The 20,383-nt window shown below is 65.1% G+C and carries 20 protein-coding genes; 10 read left to right on the top strand and 10 right to left on the bottom strand.

Annotation, left to right across the window (positions count from 1 at the left end):
- Positions 1-90: 90 nt before the first annotated feature.
- Positions 91-534, top strand: a complete 444-nt coding sequence (locus NCR38_RS08860; RefSeq protein WP_061119706.1) for a hypothetical protein — start codon at positions 91-93, stop codon at positions 532-534.
- Between the two features lie 35 nt (positions 535-569).
- On the opposite strand, the gene NCR38_RS08855 is transcribed toward NCR38_RS08860, so the two are convergent.
- On the bottom strand, positions 570-2,042 hold the full coding sequence (locus NCR38_RS08855) for an HDOD domain-containing protein (protein ID WP_061119705.1): 1,473 nt from the start codon (positions 2,040-2,042) through the stop codon (positions 570-572).
- A 141-nt stretch (positions 2,043-2,183) separates the two neighbouring features.
- A complete protein-coding gene (locus NCR38_RS08850; RefSeq protein WP_250476837.1) occupies positions 2,184-4,073 on the bottom strand; it encodes a bifunctional diguanylate cyclase/phosphodiesterase in 1,890 nt (629 codons plus the stop codon).
- Positions 4,074-4,534: 461 nt separating this feature from the next.
- On the opposite strand from NCR38_RS08850, the gene NCR38_RS08845 reads away from it, so the two are divergent.
- From NCR38_RS08845 to NCR38_RS08835, 3 genes are all read left to right on the top strand, one after another.
- A complete protein-coding gene (locus tag NCR38_RS08845; RefSeq protein WP_061119703.1) occupies positions 4,535-5,833 on the top strand; it encodes an EAL and HDOD domain-containing protein in 1,299 nt (432 codons plus the stop codon).
- A 66-nt stretch (positions 5,834-5,899) separates the two neighbouring features.
- Entirely contained in the window at positions 5,900-6,439 is a 540-nt protein-coding gene (locus NCR38_RS08840) for a peroxiredoxin (RefSeq protein ID WP_409219275.1), read from the top strand.
- A gap of 39 nt (positions 6,440-6,478) precedes the next feature.
- Positions 6,479-6,961, top strand: coding sequence for a hypothetical protein (locus tag NCR38_RS08835; RefSeq protein WP_250476835.1), 483 nt, complete (start codon positions 6,479-6,481; stop codon positions 6,959-6,961).
- A gap of 60 nt (positions 6,962-7,021) precedes the next feature.
- Here NCR38_RS08835 and cydB read toward each other — a convergent pair whose 3' ends face one another.
- A complete protein-coding gene (cydB, locus tag NCR38_RS08830; RefSeq protein WP_250476834.1) occupies positions 7,022-8,026 on the bottom strand; it encodes a cytochrome d ubiquinol oxidase subunit II in 1,005 nt (334 codons plus the stop codon).
- Positions 8,027-8,046: 20 nt separating this feature from the next.
- The gene (locus tag NCR38_RS08825; RefSeq protein ID WP_061119699.1) at positions 8,047-9,504 is read right to left on the bottom strand and encodes a cytochrome ubiquinol oxidase subunit I; all 1,458 of its coding nucleotides are present in this window, start codon (positions 9,502-9,504) and stop codon (positions 8,047-8,049) included.
- Positions 9,505-9,746: 242 nt separating this feature from the next.
- On the opposite strand from NCR38_RS08825, the gene sugE reads away from it, so the two are divergent.
- From sugE to NCR38_RS08795, 6 genes are all read left to right on the top strand, one after another.
- Complete coding sequence (sugE, locus tag NCR38_RS08820; RefSeq protein ID WP_250476833.1) at positions 9,747-10,067, top strand: quaternary ammonium compound efflux SMR transporter SugE; 321 nt, start codon at positions 9,747-9,749, stop codon at positions 10,065-10,067.
- A gap of 281 nt (positions 10,068-10,348) precedes the next feature.
- Positions 10,349-10,975: a DUF4126 domain-containing protein gene (locus tag NCR38_RS08815; protein ID WP_061119697.1), complete on the top strand. Its 627-nt coding sequence runs from the start codon at positions 10,349-10,351 to the stop codon at positions 10,973-10,975.
- A gap of 71 nt (positions 10,976-11,046) precedes the next feature.
- On the top strand, positions 11,047-13,563 hold the full coding sequence (locus tag NCR38_RS08810) for an ABC transporter permease (RefSeq protein WP_409219274.1): 2,517 nt from the start codon (positions 11,047-11,049) through the stop codon (positions 13,561-13,563).
- 17 nt (positions 13,564-13,580) lie between these two features.
- Positions 13,581-13,994 (top strand): group II truncated hemoglobin, encoded by a 414-nt coding sequence (locus NCR38_RS08805; RefSeq protein WP_061119695.1) that lies wholly within the window; start codon positions 13,581-13,583, stop codon positions 13,992-13,994.
- Positions 13,995-14,100: 106 nt separating this feature from the next.
- A complete protein-coding gene (locus NCR38_RS08800; RefSeq protein WP_250476832.1) occupies positions 14,101-14,832 on the top strand; it encodes an alanyl-tRNA editing protein in 732 nt (243 codons plus the stop codon).
- Between the two features lie 2 nt (positions 14,833-14,834).
- Positions 14,835-15,413, top strand: coding sequence for a DUF924 family protein (locus tag NCR38_RS08795; protein WP_250476831.1), 579 nt, complete (start codon positions 14,835-14,837; stop codon positions 15,411-15,413).
- Between the two features lie 74 nt (positions 15,414-15,487).
- Here the strand turns inward: NCR38_RS08795 and NCR38_RS08790 are convergent, their stop codons facing one another.
- The 6 genes from NCR38_RS08790 to NCR38_RS08765 form a co-directional block, all read right to left on the bottom strand.
- Positions 15,488-16,234 (bottom strand): SDR family oxidoreductase, encoded by a 747-nt coding sequence (locus NCR38_RS08790; RefSeq protein ID WP_061119692.1) that lies wholly within the window; start codon positions 16,232-16,234, stop codon positions 15,488-15,490.
- Positions 16,235-16,244: 10 nt separating this feature from the next.
- Positions 16,245-16,829, bottom strand: coding sequence for a TIGR00730 family Rossman fold protein (locus tag NCR38_RS08785; RefSeq protein WP_061119691.1), 585 nt, complete (start codon positions 16,827-16,829; stop codon positions 16,245-16,247).
- Positions 16,830-17,555 carry a TetR/AcrR family transcriptional regulator gene (locus tag NCR38_RS08780; RefSeq protein WP_061119690.1) on the bottom strand — a complete coding sequence of 242 codons (726 nt, stop codon included), beginning with the start codon at positions 17,553-17,555 and terminating at the stop codon, positions 16,830-16,832.
- Positions 17,556-17,699: 144 nt separating this feature from the next.
- Positions 17,700-18,254, bottom strand: a complete 555-nt coding sequence (locus NCR38_RS08775; protein ID WP_250476830.1) for a diacylglycerol kinase — start codon at positions 18,252-18,254, stop codon at positions 17,700-17,702.
- Positions 18,251-19,282 (bottom strand): glycosyltransferase family 1 protein, encoded by a 1,032-nt coding sequence (locus tag NCR38_RS08770; protein WP_250476847.1) that lies wholly within the window; start codon positions 19,280-19,282, stop codon positions 18,251-18,253. The genes NCR38_RS08775 and NCR38_RS08770 overlap by 4 nt, the downstream gene beginning before the upstream one ends.
- 48 nt (positions 19,283-19,330) lie before the next feature.
- Positions 19,331-20,311: a UDP-2,3-diacylglucosamine diphosphatase gene (locus NCR38_RS08765; protein WP_250476846.1), complete on the bottom strand. Its 981-nt coding sequence runs from the start codon at positions 20,309-20,311 to the stop codon at positions 19,331-19,333.
- Positions 20,312-20,383 lie beyond the last annotated feature (72 nt).

Here is a 20,383-nt window from a genome sequence, read left to right as displayed (position 1 = left end):
CACCTGCCACGCCTTGCATCAACTCCGGATCGAACCGCAACGTCGACCTTTACAGCCGCAGCGAGAACGGCGCAACAAAGGAACAACGTCATGTGGTCCACATCCTGTCCGATTTCTTCTTCCGTTTCCAACAGCGACTTTCTGCGCGAACACGCGCGGCGTCTGCTTCGCCATGCGCGCGACGGCGACACGAGCGCATCCATGCCCGTCTTGCGCCGCCTGCTCGCGGCAAAAGTCACGCGAGCGGAACGTCTCGCGGATCTGCACGCGATGCGCGGCGATCTGCAACTGAAGCATCTTCTTGCGATGCTCGCCGCCGAACTCGGCTACGCGAGCTGGGACGTCTGTAAGCCCGATATCGACGAACGAGCGGGCGCGATTATCGACCGCTATCGGCTCGACGCCGGCGCGTTCAACGACTACGAAAAGAACTGGTTTGCGAACGAGGCGGACGCGCGGGAATGGCAGCGTGCACACGGCGGCTATATCGTGCGATACGGCGAGCAGGCCGTGGCGATTCTCAAGCGGGAATGAGGCAGAAAGGCTGATGCGCGCAAGAAGGAAGCCGATCAGATCAGCTCGACTTCCTTCCAGTTCGCGCTAAGAAAAAAACGGCTCAGTTCCTTCGTAAGCTCGTTCAGCGCGCTCATCTCGGGTGCCGAGATCTTGCGCACGTGCTGCGGGGAAGTCCAGTCGCCGTAGATGAGCGCGACCGTCGAATCGTTCGATTTCACCGGCAGCAGCACGAAAGCCTGCGCCTCGCCGAGTGTGTCCTTGTACCAGCGCGGCAGGCGCGCGTCGATGCGCGCGTCGTGCGCATTCTCGATGAAGATGCCGACCGGATTCGTGATCGCGAGATGGAACACGTCCGGCCGGAAATCCGCGGAGAAGCGCAGTTGCGGCAGCATCGGCCCGACGCCCCCGCCGAGCGCGAGACGCGCGTGGAACTCGTTGTTGGCCTGGCGCACGAACACCACGGTGCGCGACAGGTGCAGGCTCCCGAGAATCGACTCCGAGGCCATCGAGAGCGCGGGCGCGAGGGCATTTTTCGATGGCAACGCGCGCAAGTCTTCGACGCTCGCACCGATGCGCGCTTGCGCCGATACATTCGCGCGAGCCATGGCATCGGCGTTCGCCTGCAGCTCGGAGATCTCGCGGATCACGCCGTCGCTCGCTTCCTCGTTCGCGAGCGCGAGGCTCATTGCCGTGAGCGTCTCGGCGTCCGTCTGGAGCGGGCCGCTGTAGCGGCTGGCGATATCGACGAGCGCCGATTCGCGGCCGTCCACGGCCACGTTCTGCGTGGTGAGCGCGTCGGCGACTTCGGTCGAATAGTTGGAGATGGCGCGCAGCCAGCGCACGTGCTTCGGCACGGTTTCGTCGACGGGCGCGTTGGGATCGGTCGCGCGCATGCCCTCGCGGATCGTCTCGGGCAGGCGCCAGCGATCCGCCGCTTCGAGGCCGATCTCGTCGAAGGTGACGCCCAGAAGCGCGGCGCACGCGTCGCTGTCCGGAATGTTCTCCGACGCCGCCTTGCGCCGCAACTGATCCCACTCGTGTTCGAGATAGAACGCGACGAGCAGCTTGCCGATCTGCCGCATCAGCGTGCAGACGACCGCTTCCTCGGCGGAGCGCAAATCCTTGTGCTCGGTGAGCTGCCGCGCGACCGCGCCCGAGAGCAGGGTGCGGTTCAGTTCGAGCTTCGCGTCGATACGGCGCGGCGCGCTCTGATGGAAGTGATCGACGAGCTTCAGTCCCACGACGAGATGGCCGACCGCGTCCATGCCGAGGACCATCAGCGCGCGCGTGACGGTGGTGATATTGCCGCCGAACGCGATGTACATCGCCGAATTGGCGAGGCGCAGCACCTTCTGCGTGAGCCCGACGTCCGACAGCACGACTTGCACGAGCGACGTGAAGTCGAGGTCGTCATCGCTCATCGCGGACACGGTCGAGCGCAGCGCCTGAGACAGCATGGGGAAGTCCCCGCGCTCGCTCATGCGTGCCCACAACTTGTCCAGTAATTCGGCCTTGGTGCGTGCCATTGCTAAAAGTAAGAAGCCTGTTCGTTACGCGACGGCTGACCCGAGGCGGCCCAACAAATTCAATCCACCCTGACAACGAAATGTACACGTTATTAGGGAGTTACGGCGCGTCCTTCGATTAGAACACGAACGATCGCCCGCTCATGATGACTCATGCAGCACGAGCGTATTCGACTGGAACGAGCGCGCCAACTCGTCCGACGGCATCGCGTGGCTGATGAGCCAGCCCTGAATATGGTCGCAGCCGAGGTCCGCCAGCAAATCGCGCTGCGCTTCGGTCTCCACCCCTTCGGCGACCAGTTCCAGCCCGAGCGACTGCGCGAGCCCGACGACCGCGCTCACGATCGCGCGGTTGTTGCGGGACGTAATCAGGTTCTCGACAAAGCTGCGGTCGATCTTGAGCTTCGAAAGCGGAAAACGTTGTAAATACGCGAGGCTCGAATACCCGGTGCCGAAATCGTCCACGGCGAAGCGAATGCCGATCGACCTCAGCGCTTCCAGAAGGCGCGTCGCTTCTTCCGGATCGTGCATCAGGAGGCTCTCGGTGATCTCGAAGACGAGCCGGCGCGCATCGATGCCGGTGAGCGCGAGCGCTTCCTTCACGGCCGCGGTGAAGCGCTTGTCGCGGAACTGCTGCGGCGACACGTTCACCGACACGTAATCGAGCCGGATGCCGATCGCATCCCACTGCGTGATCTGCATGCACGCGGCCTTCAGCACCCAGTTGCCCAGATAGTTGATGAGGCCGATCGATTCCGCGAGCGGGATGAACGTCGACGGCGGCACGAGCCCGTGCACCGGATGATTCCAGCGCATCAGCGCTTCCACGCCGACCACCGCGCCCGTGCGGATCTTCGTGATCGGCTGGAAGTACAGCGAGAACTCGCCGTTGCGCACGGCTTCGTACAGGTCCGCTTCGAGCTTCAGGCGCTCGGCGTCGGCGGGGTTGTCGTCGATCGTGTGGAAGACGAGCGCGTTGCCGCCCGATTCCTTCGCCTGCGCGAGCGCCTGATCGGCCATGCGCAGCAGACTCGTTTGCGCGCCGCTCTTCGCGTTCTTGCCGCTCTGATCCGGATACAGCGCGACCCCCACGCTCGCCGACAAATGCGTGTGCTGCCCGCGATGCCGAAACGGCTGCGCGATCGCGGTGAGCAGGCGCCGCCCGAGACCCTCGGCGAGTTCCGCCGTGGTGCCGGCGGGCAGGAGCACGGCGAATTCGTCGCCGGACACGCGGGCCACGCGCTCCCCGTGCCCGGCCGTGTGCTGGATGCGGCGCGCGGTCTCGCGCAGAAGCTCGTCGCCGGCGTCGTAGCCGAGCGCGCGGTTGATGCGCTGATAATCGTCGATGTCGAGCAGCACGAGTCCGGCGTGCGTGCGCATGAGCTCGGCTTCATCCTGCGCCGCGCTGATCGCCGTCTTGAGCGCAACGAGGTTGTCGAGGCCTGTCAGCGGATCGTGGTTGAGCGCGTGCGTGAGCGATGCCTCGCGCTCCCGCCAGTGCGCCACGTCGAACGCGGCGAGCGCGAAACCGGGCGCGCCGCGCGCGGCCGTCGATACGAGCCGCAGCTCGACGCAGACGGGATAGGTGAGCGACTTCACGACGGTCAGCGTCGCCGATTCGAGCCTGCCGCTCGCGCGCGCCCGGGCGACGAGCGCGTGCAGTTCGTCGGCCTCTTCGGACGCGACGAGATCGTGCAGCGTCAGCATGCTCAGATAGTCACGGTGATAGCCGATGAACTCGATGCTCGCATCCGATACATATTGAAAGCGCAGCGCGTCGTCGAGCTGCGCGAGGAAATCGACCGCGCCGAGCGTCGCTTCGGTTGCGCCGGCCAGGGCGGGTGCGGCGGTTACGGCAGTCGCCGCGCTCGTCACGGCGTCGCCGGACGGCTCCGGCGGGCTTGCTTCGGGATGCGCGTCGGGCGCGCGGTCGTGCTCCTTGCGCGCGGTGCTTCCCCATGCGCGCGCGAGCACATCGAGCGCGATGCGCCACGGTGCACGGCGGGAGACATTGATCCGGTTCGCTTGCATGGTCTCGTAGGGTTCTGGCGGCTGCGCTCCCCTTCGTCGGACGAACGGCGGCGCGCGAAACGCCGCGTCTCGCGGGTTCCGGCCGGGACGTGCCGCAATGCGCGCGGCACGCTCTATCAGGCGAGTTATCGGCGTGGTGAGCGATTTCTTTAACCCGTCACGAAGGTGCAACAATTCCGAGAGAGATCAAGTTTGTCCAGGAATTGTCGATATGAAGTTTCATATTATCTGGTCAGGCGAATTCGGTTACAGTGGCGCGTTTTCAGTGAGAACGGTTTCCCCGCGCGTGCGATCGTTGCCGGGCCTTCGTCGCGCTGTTGACCACCAGCATTCCGTTCGCCCCGTTTCCGCCCCATGATCGAATTCACCATGCAGCCGGCCTGCGCCATCGCCAGAATTCCGGAGCCGGCCTTCACGCAAGGCTTTACAGCGCCGCGGCGCGCCTCCGAGCGGTCCGTGCCATGCCCGATTCGTCCGTAAAGCGCGCGGCGCCGGCGAGGCGCGGACAGCGCGTATATGTCGGGCGCCAGCCGATCCTCGACGGCGACGGCGTGCTCGTCGCTTACGAACTGCTCTTTCGCGACAGTCCCGACAATCGCGCGCGCGTTCACGACGACATGCAGGCGACCGCGCATGTCGTCGCGCGCACGATCGGCGAGATCGGCGTGCCGGCGGTCCTCGGGCCGCATCCGGGCTACGTGAACATGAGCCGCGAGCTGCTGTTCGACGACATCGTCCACATCATGCAGCCCGAGCGCTTCGTGCTGGAATTGCTGGAGAACATCGCCTTCGACGAGACGCTCTTCAAGCGCTGCGCGCAATTGCGCAACGCGGGCTTTCGCTTCGCGCTCGACGATGTCGTGCGGCTCGACGATGCGCTGCTCGGCGCACTGCCATCGGTGGATATCGTCAAGGTCGATTTTCTGGCGGCGGATCATGACCATCTGCCCGAACTCGCGGCGGCGGTGAAACGGCGCGGCAAGCTGCTCGTGGCCGAGAAGGTCGAGACGCCCGACGATTTCACGCAAGCGCGCAAGCTCGGCTTCGACTTCTTCCAGGGCTATTTCTTCGCGCGGCCGCAGGTGCTGTCGGCGCGTCGCGCCAGTCCCGCGCGCGGCTCGCTGCTGCGCCTGATGGCCGTGCTCGCGGGGGAGCCCGGCATGCGCGAGCTGGAGGCGGAGCTGAAGCGCAACCCGGACATCGTCGTGCAGTTGATGCGCCTCGCCAATTCGAGTGCGCAGACGCGCGGGCGGCGCGTGTCGTCGCTGCGCGAGGCGATCGCGGCGACCGGCACGCGCCAGTTGATGCGTTGGACACAGTTGCTGCTCTACGCCGACGGCAGCGGCCTGCCGTGGCGCTCGGACCCGCTCCTGCAGCTCGTCGGCACGCGCGCGCGCTTTCTGGAGCTCGCGGCCGAAATGCTGCGTCCCGCCGACGAAGCCTTCTCCGATGCCGCGTTCATGACCGGCATCTTCTCGCTCGTGCATGTGGTGCTCGACATGCAGCCGGTGGAAATTCTCGATAAGCTCCATCTGGCGGCGGAAATCCGCGGCGCCATCCTGGCGGGCGAGGGGCCGCTCGGCGCGCTGCTCGGCATCGCGCGGGCGGCGGAGCGGGGCGATGCGTCCGCGATCGACGCGAGCCGGCACGCCCGGCCATCGTTCGAGGCGCTCACGCCCGCCGTGCTCGCGAAACTGCAGTTCGATGCGGCGGCCTGGTTCGCCGGACATCGCATGGATCAGGGCGCGGACGACGCGTAGCACGCCGTCTTCGCATGAACGAGGTCATCGAAAGGAGCGCGCATGAAGAGCAGGATTTCCAGCTTTATGGTGGGTGGTGCCTTTGCGATCGCGGCGGCGGTGCATCCGCTCACGGCAGGCGCGACGCTCAAGCCCGGCGATCCCGCGCCCGACTTCACCGCGCAGGCATCGCTCGGCGGCAACGTGTACGACTATTCGCTCGCCGACGCGCTCAGGAAAGGCCCGGTAGTCCTGTACTTCTATCCGGCTGCGTTCACCAAGGGCTGTACGATCGAGGCGCACGAATTCGCCGAAGCGGTCGATCAGTACAAGGCCGAGGGCGCGACGGTCATCGGCGTGTCGCATGACAACATCGACACATTGAAGAAGTTCTCCGTGAGCGAGTGCCGCAGCAAATTCCCGGTCGCGGCGGACGCGGACTCGAAGATCATCCGTTCCTACGACGCCTCCATGCCGATGAAAAGCACGATGGCCAATCGCGTGTCCTACGTGATCGCGCCTGACGGCAAGGTCATCTACGAATACACGAGCCTGTCGCCGGACCAGCATGTCGCGAACACGCTTCAGGCGCTGCGTGACTGGAACGCGAAGCACAAGGCGCAGTGATACGTTTCTGTTTCACCGGTTGAGCGCGCGGGAGACGCCATGCCCATCGTCGTCGGATTGATCGCCCTCGGATTGCTGATTTACGGCGCGATCTGGTCGTTCAACGCGCTTCATGCGCATTTCGGGCTGGGAGTGGCCGTCGCCGTGGCGGTCGTCGTATTGCTCGCGATCGCCGCCGGCGTGATGCGCTGGCTCGCGAGCCGCCGCGAGATCGCGCCGAACCTGCGCAAGGGGGAGAGCGGCGACTGGACGCATGAGCTCAAACGCGACTGGGGCGGCGTGCGACTCGCGGCGGGCAAGCGTCTGTGCGATGTGCGCGTCGGCGACGAGCGCGGCAGCTATATCTTCGCGGACCTGCGCGGCGCGCGCATGCAGGAGCCGGGCGGCGCAAGCGGCGTGTGGCAGGTGGTGCTCGACGTGCAGGATGCGAAGCATGGCGCATGGAATCTGCCGATGCGCGATCGCGGCGAGGCGCGCAAGTGGGCGCGGATACTGTCCCTCGCGACGCAGCAGAAGCTCTGATGCGGCTCGGAGTGCGTTGGGATGTTGCCTGGGCTTCGCCGGGCGAAAGCCTAAAAGCTCTCACGCGTGATACCCGATATCCCCGCGCACCTTCCCGCGAAACACCCAATACGACCAGATCACATAAATCATCAGCACGGGCAGCAGGAACATCGTCCCGATCAGCAGAAACTGATGCGATAGCGGCGCGGCGGACGCATCCCAGAGCGTAACGGAAGGCGGCGCAATGAACGGCCACAGGCTGATCACGAGCCCCGTGAAGGCAAGAAAGAAGAGGCCGATCGAGCACAGGAACGGCATCACTTCCCGGCCTTTTGCAAGGCTCGACCACAGCGTCCACGCGAGCAGCGCGGTGAGCACCGGCACCGGCGCGAACACGAAGCTCTGCGGAAAGCCGAACCAGCGCGCCGCGATGCGCGCATCCTTGAGGGGCGTCCACAGGCTGATGAGCAGAATGAACACGATCACGCCGAAGAGCGCGTAGCGCGCCATGCGGCGGCTCCATTGCTGCAGTTCGCCTTCGGTCTTGAGCACGAGCCAGGTCGTGCCTTGCAGCGCATAACCGAAGATCAGCCCTACGCCGACCAGCAGCGGAAACGGCGCGACCCAGTTCCAGCTCGTGCCCACATAGACGCGGCCTTCGATCGGGAAGCCCTGAATGAACATGCCGAGCACGATGCCCTGCGAAAACGTCGCGACGAGCGAGCCGCAGCCGAACGCGCCGTCCCAGAGCCACTTGCGCGCGCCGATCACCTCGCGGAACTCGAACGCGACGCCGCGAAATATCAGCCCGAGCAGCATGAAGAGAATCGGGAAGTACACGGCCGGCACGATGATCGCGAACGCAAGCGGGAACACCGCGAAGAGCCCGCCGCCGCCGAGGATCAGCCACGTTTCGTTGAAGTCCCAGACCGGCGCGACGGAGTTGATCATGAGGTCGCGCGATTCGGGGTCGCGACGCAGCAGGAACATCATGCCGACGCCGAGATCGAAGCCGTCGAGCAGCACATACATGAACACCGCCAGCGCGAGAATGGCGGCCCACAGCGGCACGAGATCGAGCATCGCGTTCTCCGTTTTCGACGTTAATGGCGCCCGCGGCCAGGCGGCACGATATCGTCGTCGCTGACGGGCCGCGTCGCGCCGCCCGCACTGGCCGATACCGCCGAGAGCGGACGCGCCGCGCGTGTCTTCGCGTCCAGTTCGTCCTTCTCGTGCGCATGCGCGACTTCCGCTGGCCCCACGCGCACGAGGCGCCGCAGCAGGAAGAAACCCGCGCCGAAGATGACGACATAAGCCAGCATGTAGAGCAGCCACGAGAGGCCGACATCGGCCGCGGTGAGCGATGGCGTCACCGAATCCTTCGTGCGCAGGATGCCGTACACGGTCCACGGCTGGCGGCCGGCTTCGGTCGTCGTCCAGCCTGCGACCACCGCGATGAAGCCGAGCGGCATCGCCCAGGTGGCCGCGCGCAGCCAGCGCGGGCTCGTCTCGATTCTGCCGCGTGCGAACTGCACGATGCCCCACAGCACGAGCGCGAACATGAGAAGCGCGATGCCGACCATGATGTGAAACGCGAAGAACACGACGGCCACGGGCGGACGGTCCTCGCGCGGGAAGTCCTTCAGCCCGCGCACGAAGCCGTTCGGATCGTGCGTCAGATACAGGCTGCCGAGCACCGGAATCGAGATCTCGAAGTGATTGCGCTCTTCCTCCTGATCGGGAATCGAGAAGAGATTGGCGGGGATGCGCGTGCCTGATTCCCAGAGGCCTTCCATCGCCGCGAGCTTGGCGGGCTGATGTTGCAGCGTGTTGAGGCCGTGCGCGTCGCCGATCACCATCTGGACCGGCACCATGATGATGAGAAAGATCAGCGACATCTTCACCATCACGCGGCTCTCCTCGAGTGCGCGGCGCTGTCGCAGGTACATCGCGCCGACGCCGAGAATGACGAAGCCCGCCGTCACGAGAAACGCGCTCACCGTATGCCCGAGCCGGTACGGAAACGACGGCGTGAAGATCACGTCAAAAAAGCTCACCACTTCGAAGCGGCCGTCGGGCAGCATGCGATGGCCCTGCGGCGTCTGCATCCAGCTATTGACGGCGAGTATCCAGAACGACGAGATCACCGTGCCGGCGGCGACGAAAATCGCGGACATCACGTGCGCCCATTGCGGCACGAGCTTGCGCCCGAAAAGCAGCACGCCGAGAAACGCTGATTCGAGGAAGAACGCCGTCAGCACTTCATAGCCCATCAGCGGGCCGACGACGTTGGCGGTCGCGTCGGAAAAGCGGCTCCAGTTGGTGCCGAACTGGAAGGGCATCACGATGCCCGATACCACGCCCATCCCGAAAGACACCGCGAAGATCTTCAGCCAGAACGCCGAGAGCCGCCGGTAGACGTCGCGCTTCGTGATCCACCAGTTGAATTCGAGCGTCGCGATATAGCACGACAGGCCGACCGTGAACGCCGGAAGCAGAATGTGGAACGCGACGACCCACGCGAACTGGAAGCGGGAGAGCAGGACGGAATCGACATCCATGAACGCTCCTTTGTTCAGGCTTTTTGCAGCGGCTAGTCGAACGGCGCGCCCCGCGTGGGCGCTTTTTACTTAATACACGGTTTTCATGAACGCGGCCACGCGCCGCGCGACGCGGCCCTGCATGCACCGGGCCGCGCATGCACCAGTTTGATACAATCGCAGGTCTGCTCTTAAGGCCATGTGGACGACCGCATGCGCCTCGTTTCATCGGGGACGGCCCCATTTTTCAAGGGAGTCGCCCGATGTCCTGGATTCTTCTTTTCATCGCCGGTCTGCTCGAAGTTGCGTGGGCCGCAGGTCTCAAATCCTCCGAGGGCTTCACTCGGCTCGGACCGTCCATCTTCACGATCATCACGGCTATCGGCAGTTTCGTTTTGCTCGCCATCGCCATGAAACAGTTGCCGCTCGGCACGGCCTATGCCGTATGGACGGGCATCGGCGCGCTCGGCGCATTCGTGTTCGGCATCGTCTTCCTGGGCGAGGCCTTGTCGGCGGCGCGCATCGTGAGCGCGGTGCTGATCGTCGCGGGGCTCGTCGGGCTCAAGATTTCGTCGGGGCACTAAGGCTTCATCGAGGTCTCGCCCGTTGCGTCGGCGCCACCCCGACGTGCGCCGGCGCACCGGGAAGGGCATTCGCTCGAACCGTTGCTGCACCGCGCGTATTTGGGTGGATATAATGGTCTGAGGTCATCCGTTTTCGTCTGATTCCTATATTCCGTTTTTTTGGACTATCTTCGTGGATGTAGGCACCTTCTTTCGAGATTTTCGGTCAGGCCGCTTTTTTCAGCCGGCAAATCGTCCGCCAGCGACGAACGCCGGCAGCAGGCAGCACAAGGGAGGCGGCAATGCTTGAGTCACTTTCGCTCGCAGCGGGCCTGTCATGGGCGAGCGGGCTGCGCCTGTATCTCACCGTCTTCATCGCCGGCATGTTTCAGCGCATGGGACTTGTCCATCTGCCGGATACGCTTGCGGTGCTCGGCTCGCCGTGGGTGATCGGCGCGGCGGCGGTGCTCGCGCTCGTCGAATTTCTCGCCGATAAAATTCCCGCCGTCGATTCCTTGTGGGACGCGGTCCACACCTTCATCCGCATTCCGGCGGGCGCCGTGCTCGCGGCCGGCTCGCTCGGCCACGCCGATCCGGCCCTGCTCACCGTCGCGGCGCTCGCGGGCGGCACGCTCGCCGGGGCATCGCATTTTGCGAAGGCGGGCACGCGCGCGCTCATCAATCTGTCGCCGGAGCCCGTGTCGAACTGGGCGGCATCGGCGACCGAGGACGTCGGCGCCCTCGCGGGCATCACGCTCGCGCTTTTCGTGCCGTTCCTGTTTCTCGTGCTCTTGCTCGCGTTTCTGGTGCTCGCCGGCTGGGCGCTGCCGCGTCTCGCGCGCGGCGTGCATGGTGGCGTGTCGCGCATGGCGAAGCACATGCTGCCGAGTTCCGATCGCATGAACCGGCTGCGGAGCAAGCACGATTGAGCACCGCATTCCGCAACGATCAGGCTGCACTCAAGGCTGGACATTCTCACCCGGCCATCAAACTCGGTTTTATGCAGACGGTGCGTCAGGCATGGCGCATGACCGCGCGTGACTGGCGCGCGGGCGAACTCACGATGCTCCTGCTCGCGCTGGTGCTCGCAGTCGCGGCGCTCTCGAGCGTGGGGTTCCTCGCGGATCGCATGCGTCAGGGGCTCGCGCGCGACGGCCGTCAGATGATCGCCGCCGATTTCGTCGTGCGCGCGGATCATCCCGTCGATCCGATGTTCGCGAAAGAGGCGAAATCGCTCGGACTGGAGACGGCGGGCACCACGATTTTTCCGAGCATGATCAGCTCGACGGCCGCGGAGCCGCTTTCGAGGCTCGCGGCGATCAAGGGCGTGACGCAAGGTTATCCGTTGCGCGGCGCGCTGCGCATCGCGCCCGGCACGGATGCCGCCGATGCGCCTGCGCATGGCATTCCCGCGCCCGGCACCGTCTGGGTCGATCCTGCCTTGCTCGATGCGCTCAAGACCCGCGTCGGCGGCGCGGTCAAGGTCGGCACGCGCACGTTCACGGTCGCGGGCGTCATCACGCGCGAACTGGATCGCGGCTTCTCGTTCGTCAACTTTTCGCCGCGCCTCATGATGCGCGCCGACGAGATCGCGGGCACGGGACTGATCGGGTATGGCAGCCGTGTGACGTACCGATTGCTCGTCGCCGGTTCCGACAGCAACGTCGAGCGGTTCGCGAAATTCGCGCGCGAGCAGGTCGACGGCGGCAAGCTGCGCGGCGTCGGCCTGGAATCGCTCTCCGACGGGCAGCCGCAGGTGCGCCAGACGATCGATCGCGCGAGCCACTTTCTCACGCTCGTCTCGCTGCTGACGGCGCTGCTCGCGGCGGTCGCAATCGCGATGGCGGCGCATCGTTTCGCGCGCCGGCATCTCGACGGCTGCGCGGCAATGCGCTGTCTCGGCGTCAGCCAGCGCACGCTGCGCGCGCTCTTTCTGAACGAATTCCTCGCGATCGGCGTGATCGGCAGCGCGGTCGGCATCGTGCTGGGTTTCGGCGGTCATCTCGTCTTGCTGAACTGGCTCGGTTCGCTCGTCGATGTCGAGTTGCCGCAGCCGAGCGTGTGGCCGGCGTTGCAGGGCATCGCGATGGGCCTCGTGCTTTTGCTCGGTTTCGCGCTGCCGCCGCTTCTGCCGATCACGCGAGTGCCGCCGGTCCACGTGATCCGCCGCGAACTCGGCGATGCGCAGCGCGTCGCGCATGCGGCGTATGGCGTCGGCGTGTTGCTGTTCGCGGCGCTGCTGATCGTCGCGGCGGGAGAAGTGAAGCTGGGCGGCATCGTCGCGGGCGGCTTCGCGGCCGGACTACTCGTGTTCGGCGTGATCGCGCGGGCGGCGCTTTGGGCCGCAGCGCGCTTCGTGCGCCGCGAACGCAGCCGCGCGGGCGTCGGCTGGCGTTATGCGCTCGCGTCGCTGGAGCGGCGCAGTGGATCGAGCGCGCTGCAGATCACCGCGCTCGGCATAGGCCTGATGTGCCTGTTGCTCATCGGCATGACGCGCAACGATCTCATCAAGGGCTGGCGCGACGCGACGCCGCCTGATGCGCCGAATCAGTTCCTCATCGACATTCAGCCCGACCAGCGTCAGGGCGTGCTCGACTATCTGCACACGCACGGCCAGCCCGACGCCGGGCTCTCGCCGATGGTCCGCGCGCGTCTCGTCGCGATCAACGGCAAGCCGGTGAATCCGGACAACTATGACAAGGCCGATGCGAAGCGCCTCGTCGACCGCGAATTCAATCTGTCGTACACGACCGAGTTGCCCGGCGACAACCGCGTGACGCAAGGCGCGTGGTTCGGCAAGGACGGCAAGCCGCAGGTGTCGATCGAGGAGGGCATCGCGAAGACCATCCGCGTGAAGATGGGCGACACGCTGCGTTTCGACGTCGCCGGCCTGCCCGTCGAAGCGAGCGTGACGAGCGTGCGCAAGGTCGACTGGAACTCGTTCAAGGTCAACTTCTTCGTGCTGATGCCGCCCGAGGCGCTCGCCGATCTTCCGGCGACCTTCATCACGAGCTTCCATCTGCCGGCGGAAGAACAGCGCGTGATCGACGGTCTGGTCGCGCGTTATCCGAACGTGACGGCCATCGATATCGCGCCGATTCTCGCGCAGATCCATCGCACGCTCGCGCAGGTGATCGGCGCCGTGCAGTTCCTGTTCCTCTTCACGCTCGCGGCGGGTGTGCTCGTGCTGTACGCGGCGCTCGCCGGCACGCGCGACGAACGCGTGCGCGAGTCGGCGCTTCTGCGCGCGCTCGGCGCATCGCACAAACAGGTGCGCTCGGTGCAGGTCGCGGAGTTCGTGGCCGTCGGCGCGCTTTCGGGCCTGATGGCGGCGATCGGTGCGCAGGCCATCGGCTATGTGCTCGCAGCGCGCGTGTTCGAGTTTCATATCGATTTCAATCCGTGGCTCGTGCCGACGGGCATCGTCGCGGGCGTCGCATGCGCCGCGCTCGGCGGCTGGCTGAGCCTGCGGCGCGTGCTGGCGCGGCCCGCGCTGCAATCCCTGCGCGACGCCTAGTTTTCCGAATCTGAGCAATGACCGACGTAACTCCTGAAGACGAAGGGCAAAAGCCGACCGCTTTCGAGCTGATCGGCGGCGAGGAGCGCGTGCGCGCGCTCGTCGACCGTTTCTACGACCTGATGGATCTCGAGCCCGAATTCGCGGGCATTCGCGCGCTGCATCCGCCCACGCTCGACAATTCCCGCAACAAGACCTTCTGGTTCCTGTGCGGCTGGATGGGCGGGCCGGATCACTACATCGACCGCTTCGGGCATCCGCGATTGCGGGCGCGGCATCTGCCGTTCGCGATTGCATCGGGCGAGCGCGATCAGTGGCTGCGCTGCATGGCGTGGGCGATGGAGGACATCGGCCTCGACGAATCCTTGCGCGAGCGCCTTCTGACGTCCTTCTTCGACACCGCCGACTGGATGCGCAACCGTCCCGGTTGATTCGCGCCGTTTTGTATCGGTTCGACGGGGCCGTATCTGCTGCATCATGTTCGGTCGGCGGCGTGCTGGAGGCGCCCATCCCCGAATACAGCAAGGAATAAGAGACATGAGCACACGCGCACTCTTTCGCGAGGATGCCTATCTGACGCGTTGCGACGCGACCGTCACCGCCATCGACGAGCAGGGCATCCACCTCGATCGGACCGTGTTCTATCCGCTCGGCGGGGGCCAGGCCGGCGACGCCGGCACGCTGACGCTCGCGGACGGCACGGTCATCGCCATTGCCGATACGCGCAAGGCGAAGTTCGAAGGCGCGACGCCGGATGACGCCGTGCATGTGCCCGCGCCGGGTCAGGACGACGCGCTGGCGAAGTTCGCGGTCGGCGACACGGTGAGCGCGGAGATCGACTGGGCGCGGCGTTATCGGCATATGCGCCTGCATACCGCGAGCCATCTGATCTGCGCGGTGCTGCCGTTTCCGGTCGACGGCTGCAGCATCACGACCGATTACGCGCGCCTCGATCTGGCGACGGTCGAGCCAATCGAACGCGAAGCCGTGGAAGCGAAGCTGAACGCACTGGTCGGCGGCGCGCACGACGTGCAGACCGAATGGATCACCGACGACGAGATGGCCGCGCGCCCCGAACTCGTGCGCACGATGAGCGTGAAGCCGCCGATGGGCCTCGGCCGCGTGCGCCTGTTGCGCATCGAGAATGTGGATTTGCAGCCGTGCGGCGGCACGCATGTGCGCAATACCGGGGAGATCGGCGCGCTGCGCATCGCGAAACTGGAGAAGAAGAGCGCGCGCACGCGGCGTCTCGTGCTCGAACTGGTTTGAGCATGGATCCGCGCGCTCAGGCGGTGCTCGATCTCTGGTTTGGTGAGCCGGGTTCTGCGGAGTTCGGAGCGGATCGCAAACTGTGGTGGCGGAAAAAGCGCGCTTTCGATTCGCTGCTTGCCGAGCGGTTCGGCGCGTTGCTGGAAGCGGCGCAGGCGGGCGGCTTGCAGGATTGGGAGCGCACGCCGCTCGGCACGCTCGCGTTGATCGTGCTGCTCGATCAACTGTCGCGCAATTGCTATCGGAACACGCCGCGCGCGTTTGCGGGCGACAGCCGCGCGCTTGCGCTGGCGCGGACGCTGGTCGAGCGCGGCGACGATCTGCGCCTGCCGAGCGCGTATCACCGCGCGTTCGCCTACATGCCGTTCGAGCATGACGAAGCGCCCGAAAGCCAACGCGAATCGTTGCGACTCTTCAGAAAACTAAAAGACGAGACGGGCGTTTCGAGTTTTTACGAATCGGCGCTGGAGCACGCGGAGGTGATCGAACGATTCGGACGCTTTCCGCATCGCAACCGGATTCTCGGGCGGCAGATGTCGGTTGAGGAAGAAGCGTGGCTGGCGAAGCACGGCGGGTTCTGAGCGTCGCGCGTTCTAGAACTCCGTCGAGAGTCTTTCGTCGCGCATCCGCTTAGTCTGAGTCGGCTTTGATTCGATCAGCGCCCGCCCGCGACGTCGAGCAGCGCCCCCGTCACATACGACGACGCATCCGAAAGCAGCCACACGATCGACTCGCCGACTTCATCCGCCGTGCCCGGACGGCCGATGGGCGTCGTCACACCGAGCACCTGGGCGCGGTCGGGCTTGCCGCCGCTCGCGTGAATGTCCGTTTCGATCAGGCCCGGACGGATGGCGTTGACGCGCACGCCTTCACGTCCCAATTCCTTCGCGAGCCCGATGGTCAGCGTATCGATCGCGCCTTTCGATCCCGCGTAGTCCACGTATTCACCGGCACCGCCCAGCCGCGCCGCTGCCGACGAAACGTTCACGAGCGATCCGCCCCTGCCGCCGCGCGAACTCGACATGCGGCGCGCCGCCTCGCGCGCGCACAGGTACGCGCCGAGCACGTTGATGTCGAAGATGCGCTTCATGCGCGCGATGTCCATGTCCGCGAGCGCCGATCCGGGCGCGACGATGCCCGCGTTGTTCACGACGCCATCGATCTTGCCGAACGCCTTTTCGGTCGCATCGAACATCGCGATGATCGCGGCTTCGTCGCTCACGTCGCCGTGGATGGCGATCGCCTTGCCGCCCGCCGCCTGCACGGCTGCGACGGTTTCATCGGCGGCGGCCGCGTTCGACGCATAGTTCACGCCGACGGACCAGCCGCGCGCGCCCGCGAGCACCGCGGCCGAGCGGCCGATGCCACGGCTTGCGCCGGTAATCAGGATGACTTTGGACATTCGCTGTTCCTTAGACGGCGTTGCGCTTTTCGGACCACTTGTCGTTCGCGGGCGGAATGTAGCGCGCGAGTTTGCCGATCATCTCGGCGGGTTCGGCGGCGACCTGGATCATGTCGAGATACGGCGCCCGCATGAAACCTTCTTCGACGGTATGGCGCAGCATCGCCAAAAGGGGATCGAAGTAGCCGTTCACGTCCAGCAGGCCGACCGGCTTCTGGTGATATCCGAGCTGCGCCCACGTGTAGACCTCGAAAAACTCCTCGAACGTGCCGACGCCGCCCGGCATCGCGACGAACGCATCGGAGAGGTCGGCCATTTTCTTCTTGCGCTCGTGCATATCGGGCACGACGTGCAGTTCGGTAAGATCGGTATGGCCGACTTCCTTCGCGAGCAGCAGCTCGGGAATCACGCCCACTGCGCGGCCGCCCGCGGCGAGCACTTCATCGGCGATGAGACCCATCAGTCCAACGCGGCCGCCGCCATACACGAGCGAAAGATCGTTCTCGACGAGCGCGCGGCCGAACGCCTTGGCCGCTTGCGCATAGACGGGGCGGGCTCCGTTCGAGGAGCCGCAATAGACACATACTGCCTTCATTTATCTGGAATCCTTTGTTTCGGTCTTCGATACCTCGTCGCGCGGCGGCAGGAAGTCCGCATACTCGCGCTTCGGAAGCTTACCGGAAACGAGGTCATCGAATAACTGGCGCGAGCGTCCGCGCAGATACGGCGCCATGATCGAGATGATATGCAGGCTCGCCTGATGCAGCTCGGCGCGGATCGCTTCCTGATCGTTGTACTTGCGCGGATTCATCACGTACTGGTACGAAAGCCAGTACGTGGCGATCACGCCGATATTGGTCGCGATCACCTTGATCTCTTCGGGCGTCGCGACCATTTCCTGATCGGCGACGAGCGCCTCGCACAACTGGCTCGCGAAGTGCACCTTGTGCGTGATGATCTGCTTAAAGTGCGTTTCCAGCGTGCGGTTGCGCGCGAGCAGGTCGTTCAGGTCGCGATACAGGAAGCGGTAAGTCCAGAGGAAATCCGCCATGTATTGCAGATACGACCACATCTCGTCGATCGTCGGGCGATGATCGTCAGGAAAGCGCAGGCGCTTCTGAATCTGCTGCTCGAACTGCGCGAAGATGCTGTTGATGATGTCGTCTTTGTTGCGGAAATGGTAGTACAGGTTACCCGGACTGATTTCCATCTCTTCGGCGATCGTCGTCGTGGTGACGTTCGGCTCGCCGATATCGTTGAACAACTTCAGCGACAGCTCGAGTATCCGTTCGCGGGTGCGGCGGGGTGGTTTGGCTTCCATGTCGTCCGACCTTGGGATCGGGCCGCGTCGGCTCGGGATGAGCGTTCGCGCGGCCGCTTCCGTTGCTATTTTTGAGAATGTCGGACGATTATAAACCGGTCGTTCGGCTGCACGGACGCGGGCTTTGCGCGCGGCTCCTCTCTTTTATAAGATACGCGCGAGCCACGCGGATGCAAGCGGCCACACAATCAGGCCCCACGTGATGACGCAGACGCCGAGCGCGACCATCACCGCCGCGCTGCCGAAATCCTTGGCCCGCTTCGACAGTTCGTGACGTTCGAGCGAAATGCGGTCGATCGCCGCCTCGACGCTCGAGTTGAGCAATTCGACGATGAGCACCAGCAGCACCGACGCGATCAGCGCCGCGCGCTCGACCGGCGCGACCGGTACGAAGAGGCTGCATGGCAGCAGGATCGCGGCCAGCGTCAGCTCCTGCCGGAACGCGCTTTCCTCGCGGATCGCGACGCGAAAGCCGTAGAGCGAATTCTTCATCGCGTGCCACGCGCGCGTGAAGCCGCGGTTGCCCTTGTACGGATTGAAGGGCAGGTCGTCGGGGCCGAGCGGCTCGGTCGGCTGAGACGGCGTATCGTCAATCTCTTCAATGTCGTCGTCGAACGGATCGCGCGCGCGGGCCGCCGCGTACGACCCGGCGCGCGCGTTCGCTTCGGCTTTCTCCTGCGCCACGGCGCGTCGCGTCATGCGGCCGCCCGGTCCGAACTGGCGGCGCGCGGCTCGAACTGCCGAAGATGCGAGGCGAACTGCTCCGACGCCGCGCGCCACGAGAAGCGCTCGGCCCACGCACGCGCATCGGCGCGCTCGATCTTCAGCGCTTGCAGGCAGGCTTCGCGCAGATCCTCGTGAAGCGCGCCCGGGCCGTGTTCGCCGAGCACGTCGATCGGGCCCGTCACCGGATACGCCGCGACCGGCGTGCCGCAGGCCATCGCTTCGAGCAGCACCAGGCCGAAGGTATCGGTGCGGCTCGGAAAGACGAATACGTCCGCCGCCGCGTAGACTTTCGCCAGCTCCGGCTGCGACAGCACGCCGAGATAGTTGACGTTCGTGTAGCGCGACTTCAGCTCCGCGAGCGCCGGGCCTTCGCCCGCGACCCACTTCGAACCGGGCAGATCGAGCTTCAGAAACGCCTCGACGTTCTTCTCGACCGCGACGCGCCCGACATACAAAAAGATCGGCCGCGCGGTGTCGAGCACCTTCGAGTCCATTGGACGAAAGATGTCGAGATCGACGCCGCGCGTCCACAGCACGACGTTATCGAAGCCGAAGCGTTCGAGGTCGCTCTTGACGACGGGCGTCGGCGCCATCACCGCCTGCGAGTCGCGATGGAACCAGTGCAGAAAGCGATACGTCATCGCGAGCGGAATGCCGAAGCGCGCTTTCACATACTCCGGAAAACGCGTGTGATATGCGGTCGTGAACGGCGGCTTGTGACGCAGCGCATACGAGCGCGCAGCGAGCCCGAGCGGGCCTTCCGTCGCGATATGCAGCGCGTCCGGCGCGAATGCGTCGATACGCTCGGCGACGCGCCGGCCCGGCAGCAGCGACAGGCGAATCTCGGGATAGGTCGGGCAAGGAATCGTTCTGAATTCGAGCGGCGTGAGCAACTCCACGCGATGACCGAGCGCGGTGAGTTCCTTCGTCGTTTGCGTGAGAGTGCGCACGACGCCATTGACCTGCGGCTCCCATGCGTCGGTAACGATCATGATTTTCATCGGATGCGGCCCAGAGTTGGTGTTGCCTGTCATGGCGTGGCGCGATGGCTAGACGGTCGCGCGTGCGCGCGTCAGGCGCGCTTCCGGCGAGCGCATCACGGTCCAGTAGACGACCTTCAGTTCGCCGTCATAGGTTTCGACGAGCGCCGAGAGACTCTCGACCCAGTCGCCGTCGTTGCAGTAGAGAATGCCGTCGATGTCGCGGATCTCGGCCTTGTGGATGTGCCCGCATACGACGCCGTCGCAGCCGCGGCGGCGTGCTTCGTCGGTCATCACGCGTTCGAACTGGGAAATGAAGTTCACCGCGTTCTTCACCTGATGCTTCAGGTACTGCGACAGCGACCAGTAATTGAAGCCGAGCCTCGTGCGTACGCGATTGAACCAGCGGTTGAGCAGCAGGATCGCCGTGTAGGCGGTGTCGCCGAGATAGGCGAGCCATTTTGCGTGCTGGATCACGCCGTCGAAGAGATCGCCGTGCACGATCCACAGGCGCTTGCCCGCAAGGGTCGTGTGGAAGGCCTCGCCGCGCACGTGGATGTCGCCGAACGCGAGATCGCAGAACTGCCGCGCGGCTTCATCGTGGTTGCCGGGGATGTAGACGACCTGCGTGCCCTTGCGCGCCTTGCGCAGGATCTTCTGCACGACGTCGTTGTGCGCCTGCGGCCAGAACCAGCCTTTGCGCAATTGCCATCCGTCGATGATGTCGCCGACAAGGTACAGATATTCCGATTCGTGGTGCCGAAGGAAATCGAGGAGATAGTGCGCCTGGCAGCCGCCGGAACCGAGATGGATGTCCGAGAGCCAGATCGTGCGATACCGGTGCGGCTTATCGGCCGAATCAGCGAGATCGTCGTGATGGACGGACGCCGTGGCGCGCGAGTCGGACAAGCCCGGCGCGCCAGCGGAAGCAGACTCGGATGATTCGGTGGACTCGGATCGCAGTGCGAAGGGACCGGTGCGCTCGCTATTGTCGAAGCTGAAGGGGGAGGGCGGGTCGATTGCCGGGTGAACTGACGAGTTGAAGGCCATTGGCTCGCGCATCGGGTTTCGGTATGCGCATTGCGCCATGCGGCTGTGACCGAGCCGTGACAGTCACGAGAA

It is taken from the genome of Caballeronia sp. INML1 (assembly GCF_023631085.1).
GTDB lineage: Bacteria > Pseudomonadota > Gammaproteobacteria > Burkholderiales > Burkholderiaceae > Caballeronia > Caballeronia turbans.
This window is presented reverse-complemented; position numbering and strand designations above follow the sequence as displayed.

What these genes read in the sequence shown, in the direction of transcription:
- NCR38_RS08860 (WP_061119706.1), top strand. Translation starts at nt 91, where the DNA reads ATGTGGTCCACATCCTGTCCGATTTCTTCTTCCGTTTCCAACAGCGAC.
- NCR38_RS08855 (WP_061119705.1), bottom strand. Translation starts at nt 2,042, where the DNA reads ATGGCACGCACCAAGGCCGAATTACTGGACAAGTTGTGGGCACGCATG.
- NCR38_RS08850 (WP_250476837.1), bottom strand. Translation starts at nt 4,073, where the DNA reads ATGCAAGCGAACCGGATCAATGTCTCCCGCCGTGCACCGTGGCGCATC.
- NCR38_RS08845 (WP_061119703.1), top strand. Translation starts at nt 4,535, where the DNA reads ATGCCCGATTCGTCCGTAAAGCGCGCGGCGCCGGCGAGGCGCGGACAG.
- NCR38_RS08840 (WP_409219275.1), top strand. Translation starts at nt 5,900, where the DNA reads ATGGTGGGTGGTGCCTTTGCGATCGCGGCGGCGGTGCATCCGCTCACG.
- NCR38_RS08835 (WP_250476835.1), top strand. Translation starts at nt 6,479, where the DNA reads ATGCCCATCGTCGTCGGATTGATCGCCCTCGGATTGCTGATTTACGGC.
- cydB (WP_250476834.1), bottom strand. Translation starts at nt 8,026, where the DNA reads ATGCTCGATCTCGTGCCGCTGTGGGCCGCCATTCTCGCGCTGGCGGTG.
- NCR38_RS08825 (WP_061119699.1), bottom strand. Translation starts at nt 9,504, where the DNA reads ATGGATGTCGATTCCGTCCTGCTCTCCCGCTTCCAGTTCGCGTGGGTC.
- sugE (WP_250476833.1), top strand. Translation starts at nt 9,747, where the DNA reads ATGTCCTGGATTCTTCTTTTCATCGCCGGTCTGCTCGAAGTTGCGTGG.
- NCR38_RS08815 (WP_061119697.1), top strand. Translation starts at nt 10,349, where the DNA reads ATGCTTGAGTCACTTTCGCTCGCAGCGGGCCTGTCATGGGCGAGCGGG.
- NCR38_RS08810 (WP_409219274.1), top strand. Translation starts at nt 11,047, where the DNA reads ATGCAGACGGTGCGTCAGGCATGGCGCATGACCGCGCGTGACTGGCGC.
- NCR38_RS08805 (WP_061119695.1), top strand. Translation starts at nt 13,581, where the DNA reads ATGACCGACGTAACTCCTGAAGACGAAGGGCAAAAGCCGACCGCTTTC.
- NCR38_RS08800 (WP_250476832.1), top strand. Translation starts at nt 14,101, where the DNA reads ATGAGCACACGCGCACTCTTTCGCGAGGATGCCTATCTGACGCGTTGC.
- NCR38_RS08795 (WP_250476831.1), top strand. Translation starts at nt 14,835, where the DNA reads ATGGATCCGCGCGCTCAGGCGGTGCTCGATCTCTGGTTTGGTGAGCCG.
- NCR38_RS08790 (WP_061119692.1), bottom strand. Translation starts at nt 16,234, where the DNA reads ATGTCCAAAGTCATCCTGATTACCGGCGCAAGCCGTGGCATCGGCCGC.
- NCR38_RS08785 (WP_061119691.1), bottom strand. Translation starts at nt 16,829, where the DNA reads ATGAAGGCAGTATGTGTCTATTGCGGCTCCTCGAACGGAGCCCGCCCC.
- NCR38_RS08780 (WP_061119690.1), bottom strand. Translation starts at nt 17,555, where the DNA reads ATGGAAGCCAAACCACCCCGCCGCACCCGCGAACGGATACTCGAGCTG.
- NCR38_RS08775 (WP_250476830.1), bottom strand. Translation starts at nt 18,254, where the DNA reads ATGACGCGACGCGCCGTGGCGCAGGAGAAAGCCGAAGCGAACGCGCGC.
- NCR38_RS08770 (WP_250476847.1), bottom strand. Translation starts at nt 19,282, where the DNA reads ATGAAAATCATGATCGTTACCGACGCATGGGAGCCGCAGGTCAATGGC.
- NCR38_RS08765 (WP_250476846.1), bottom strand. Translation starts at nt 20,311, where the DNA reads ATGGCCTTCAACTCGTCAGTTCACCCGGCAATCGACCCGCCCTCCCCC.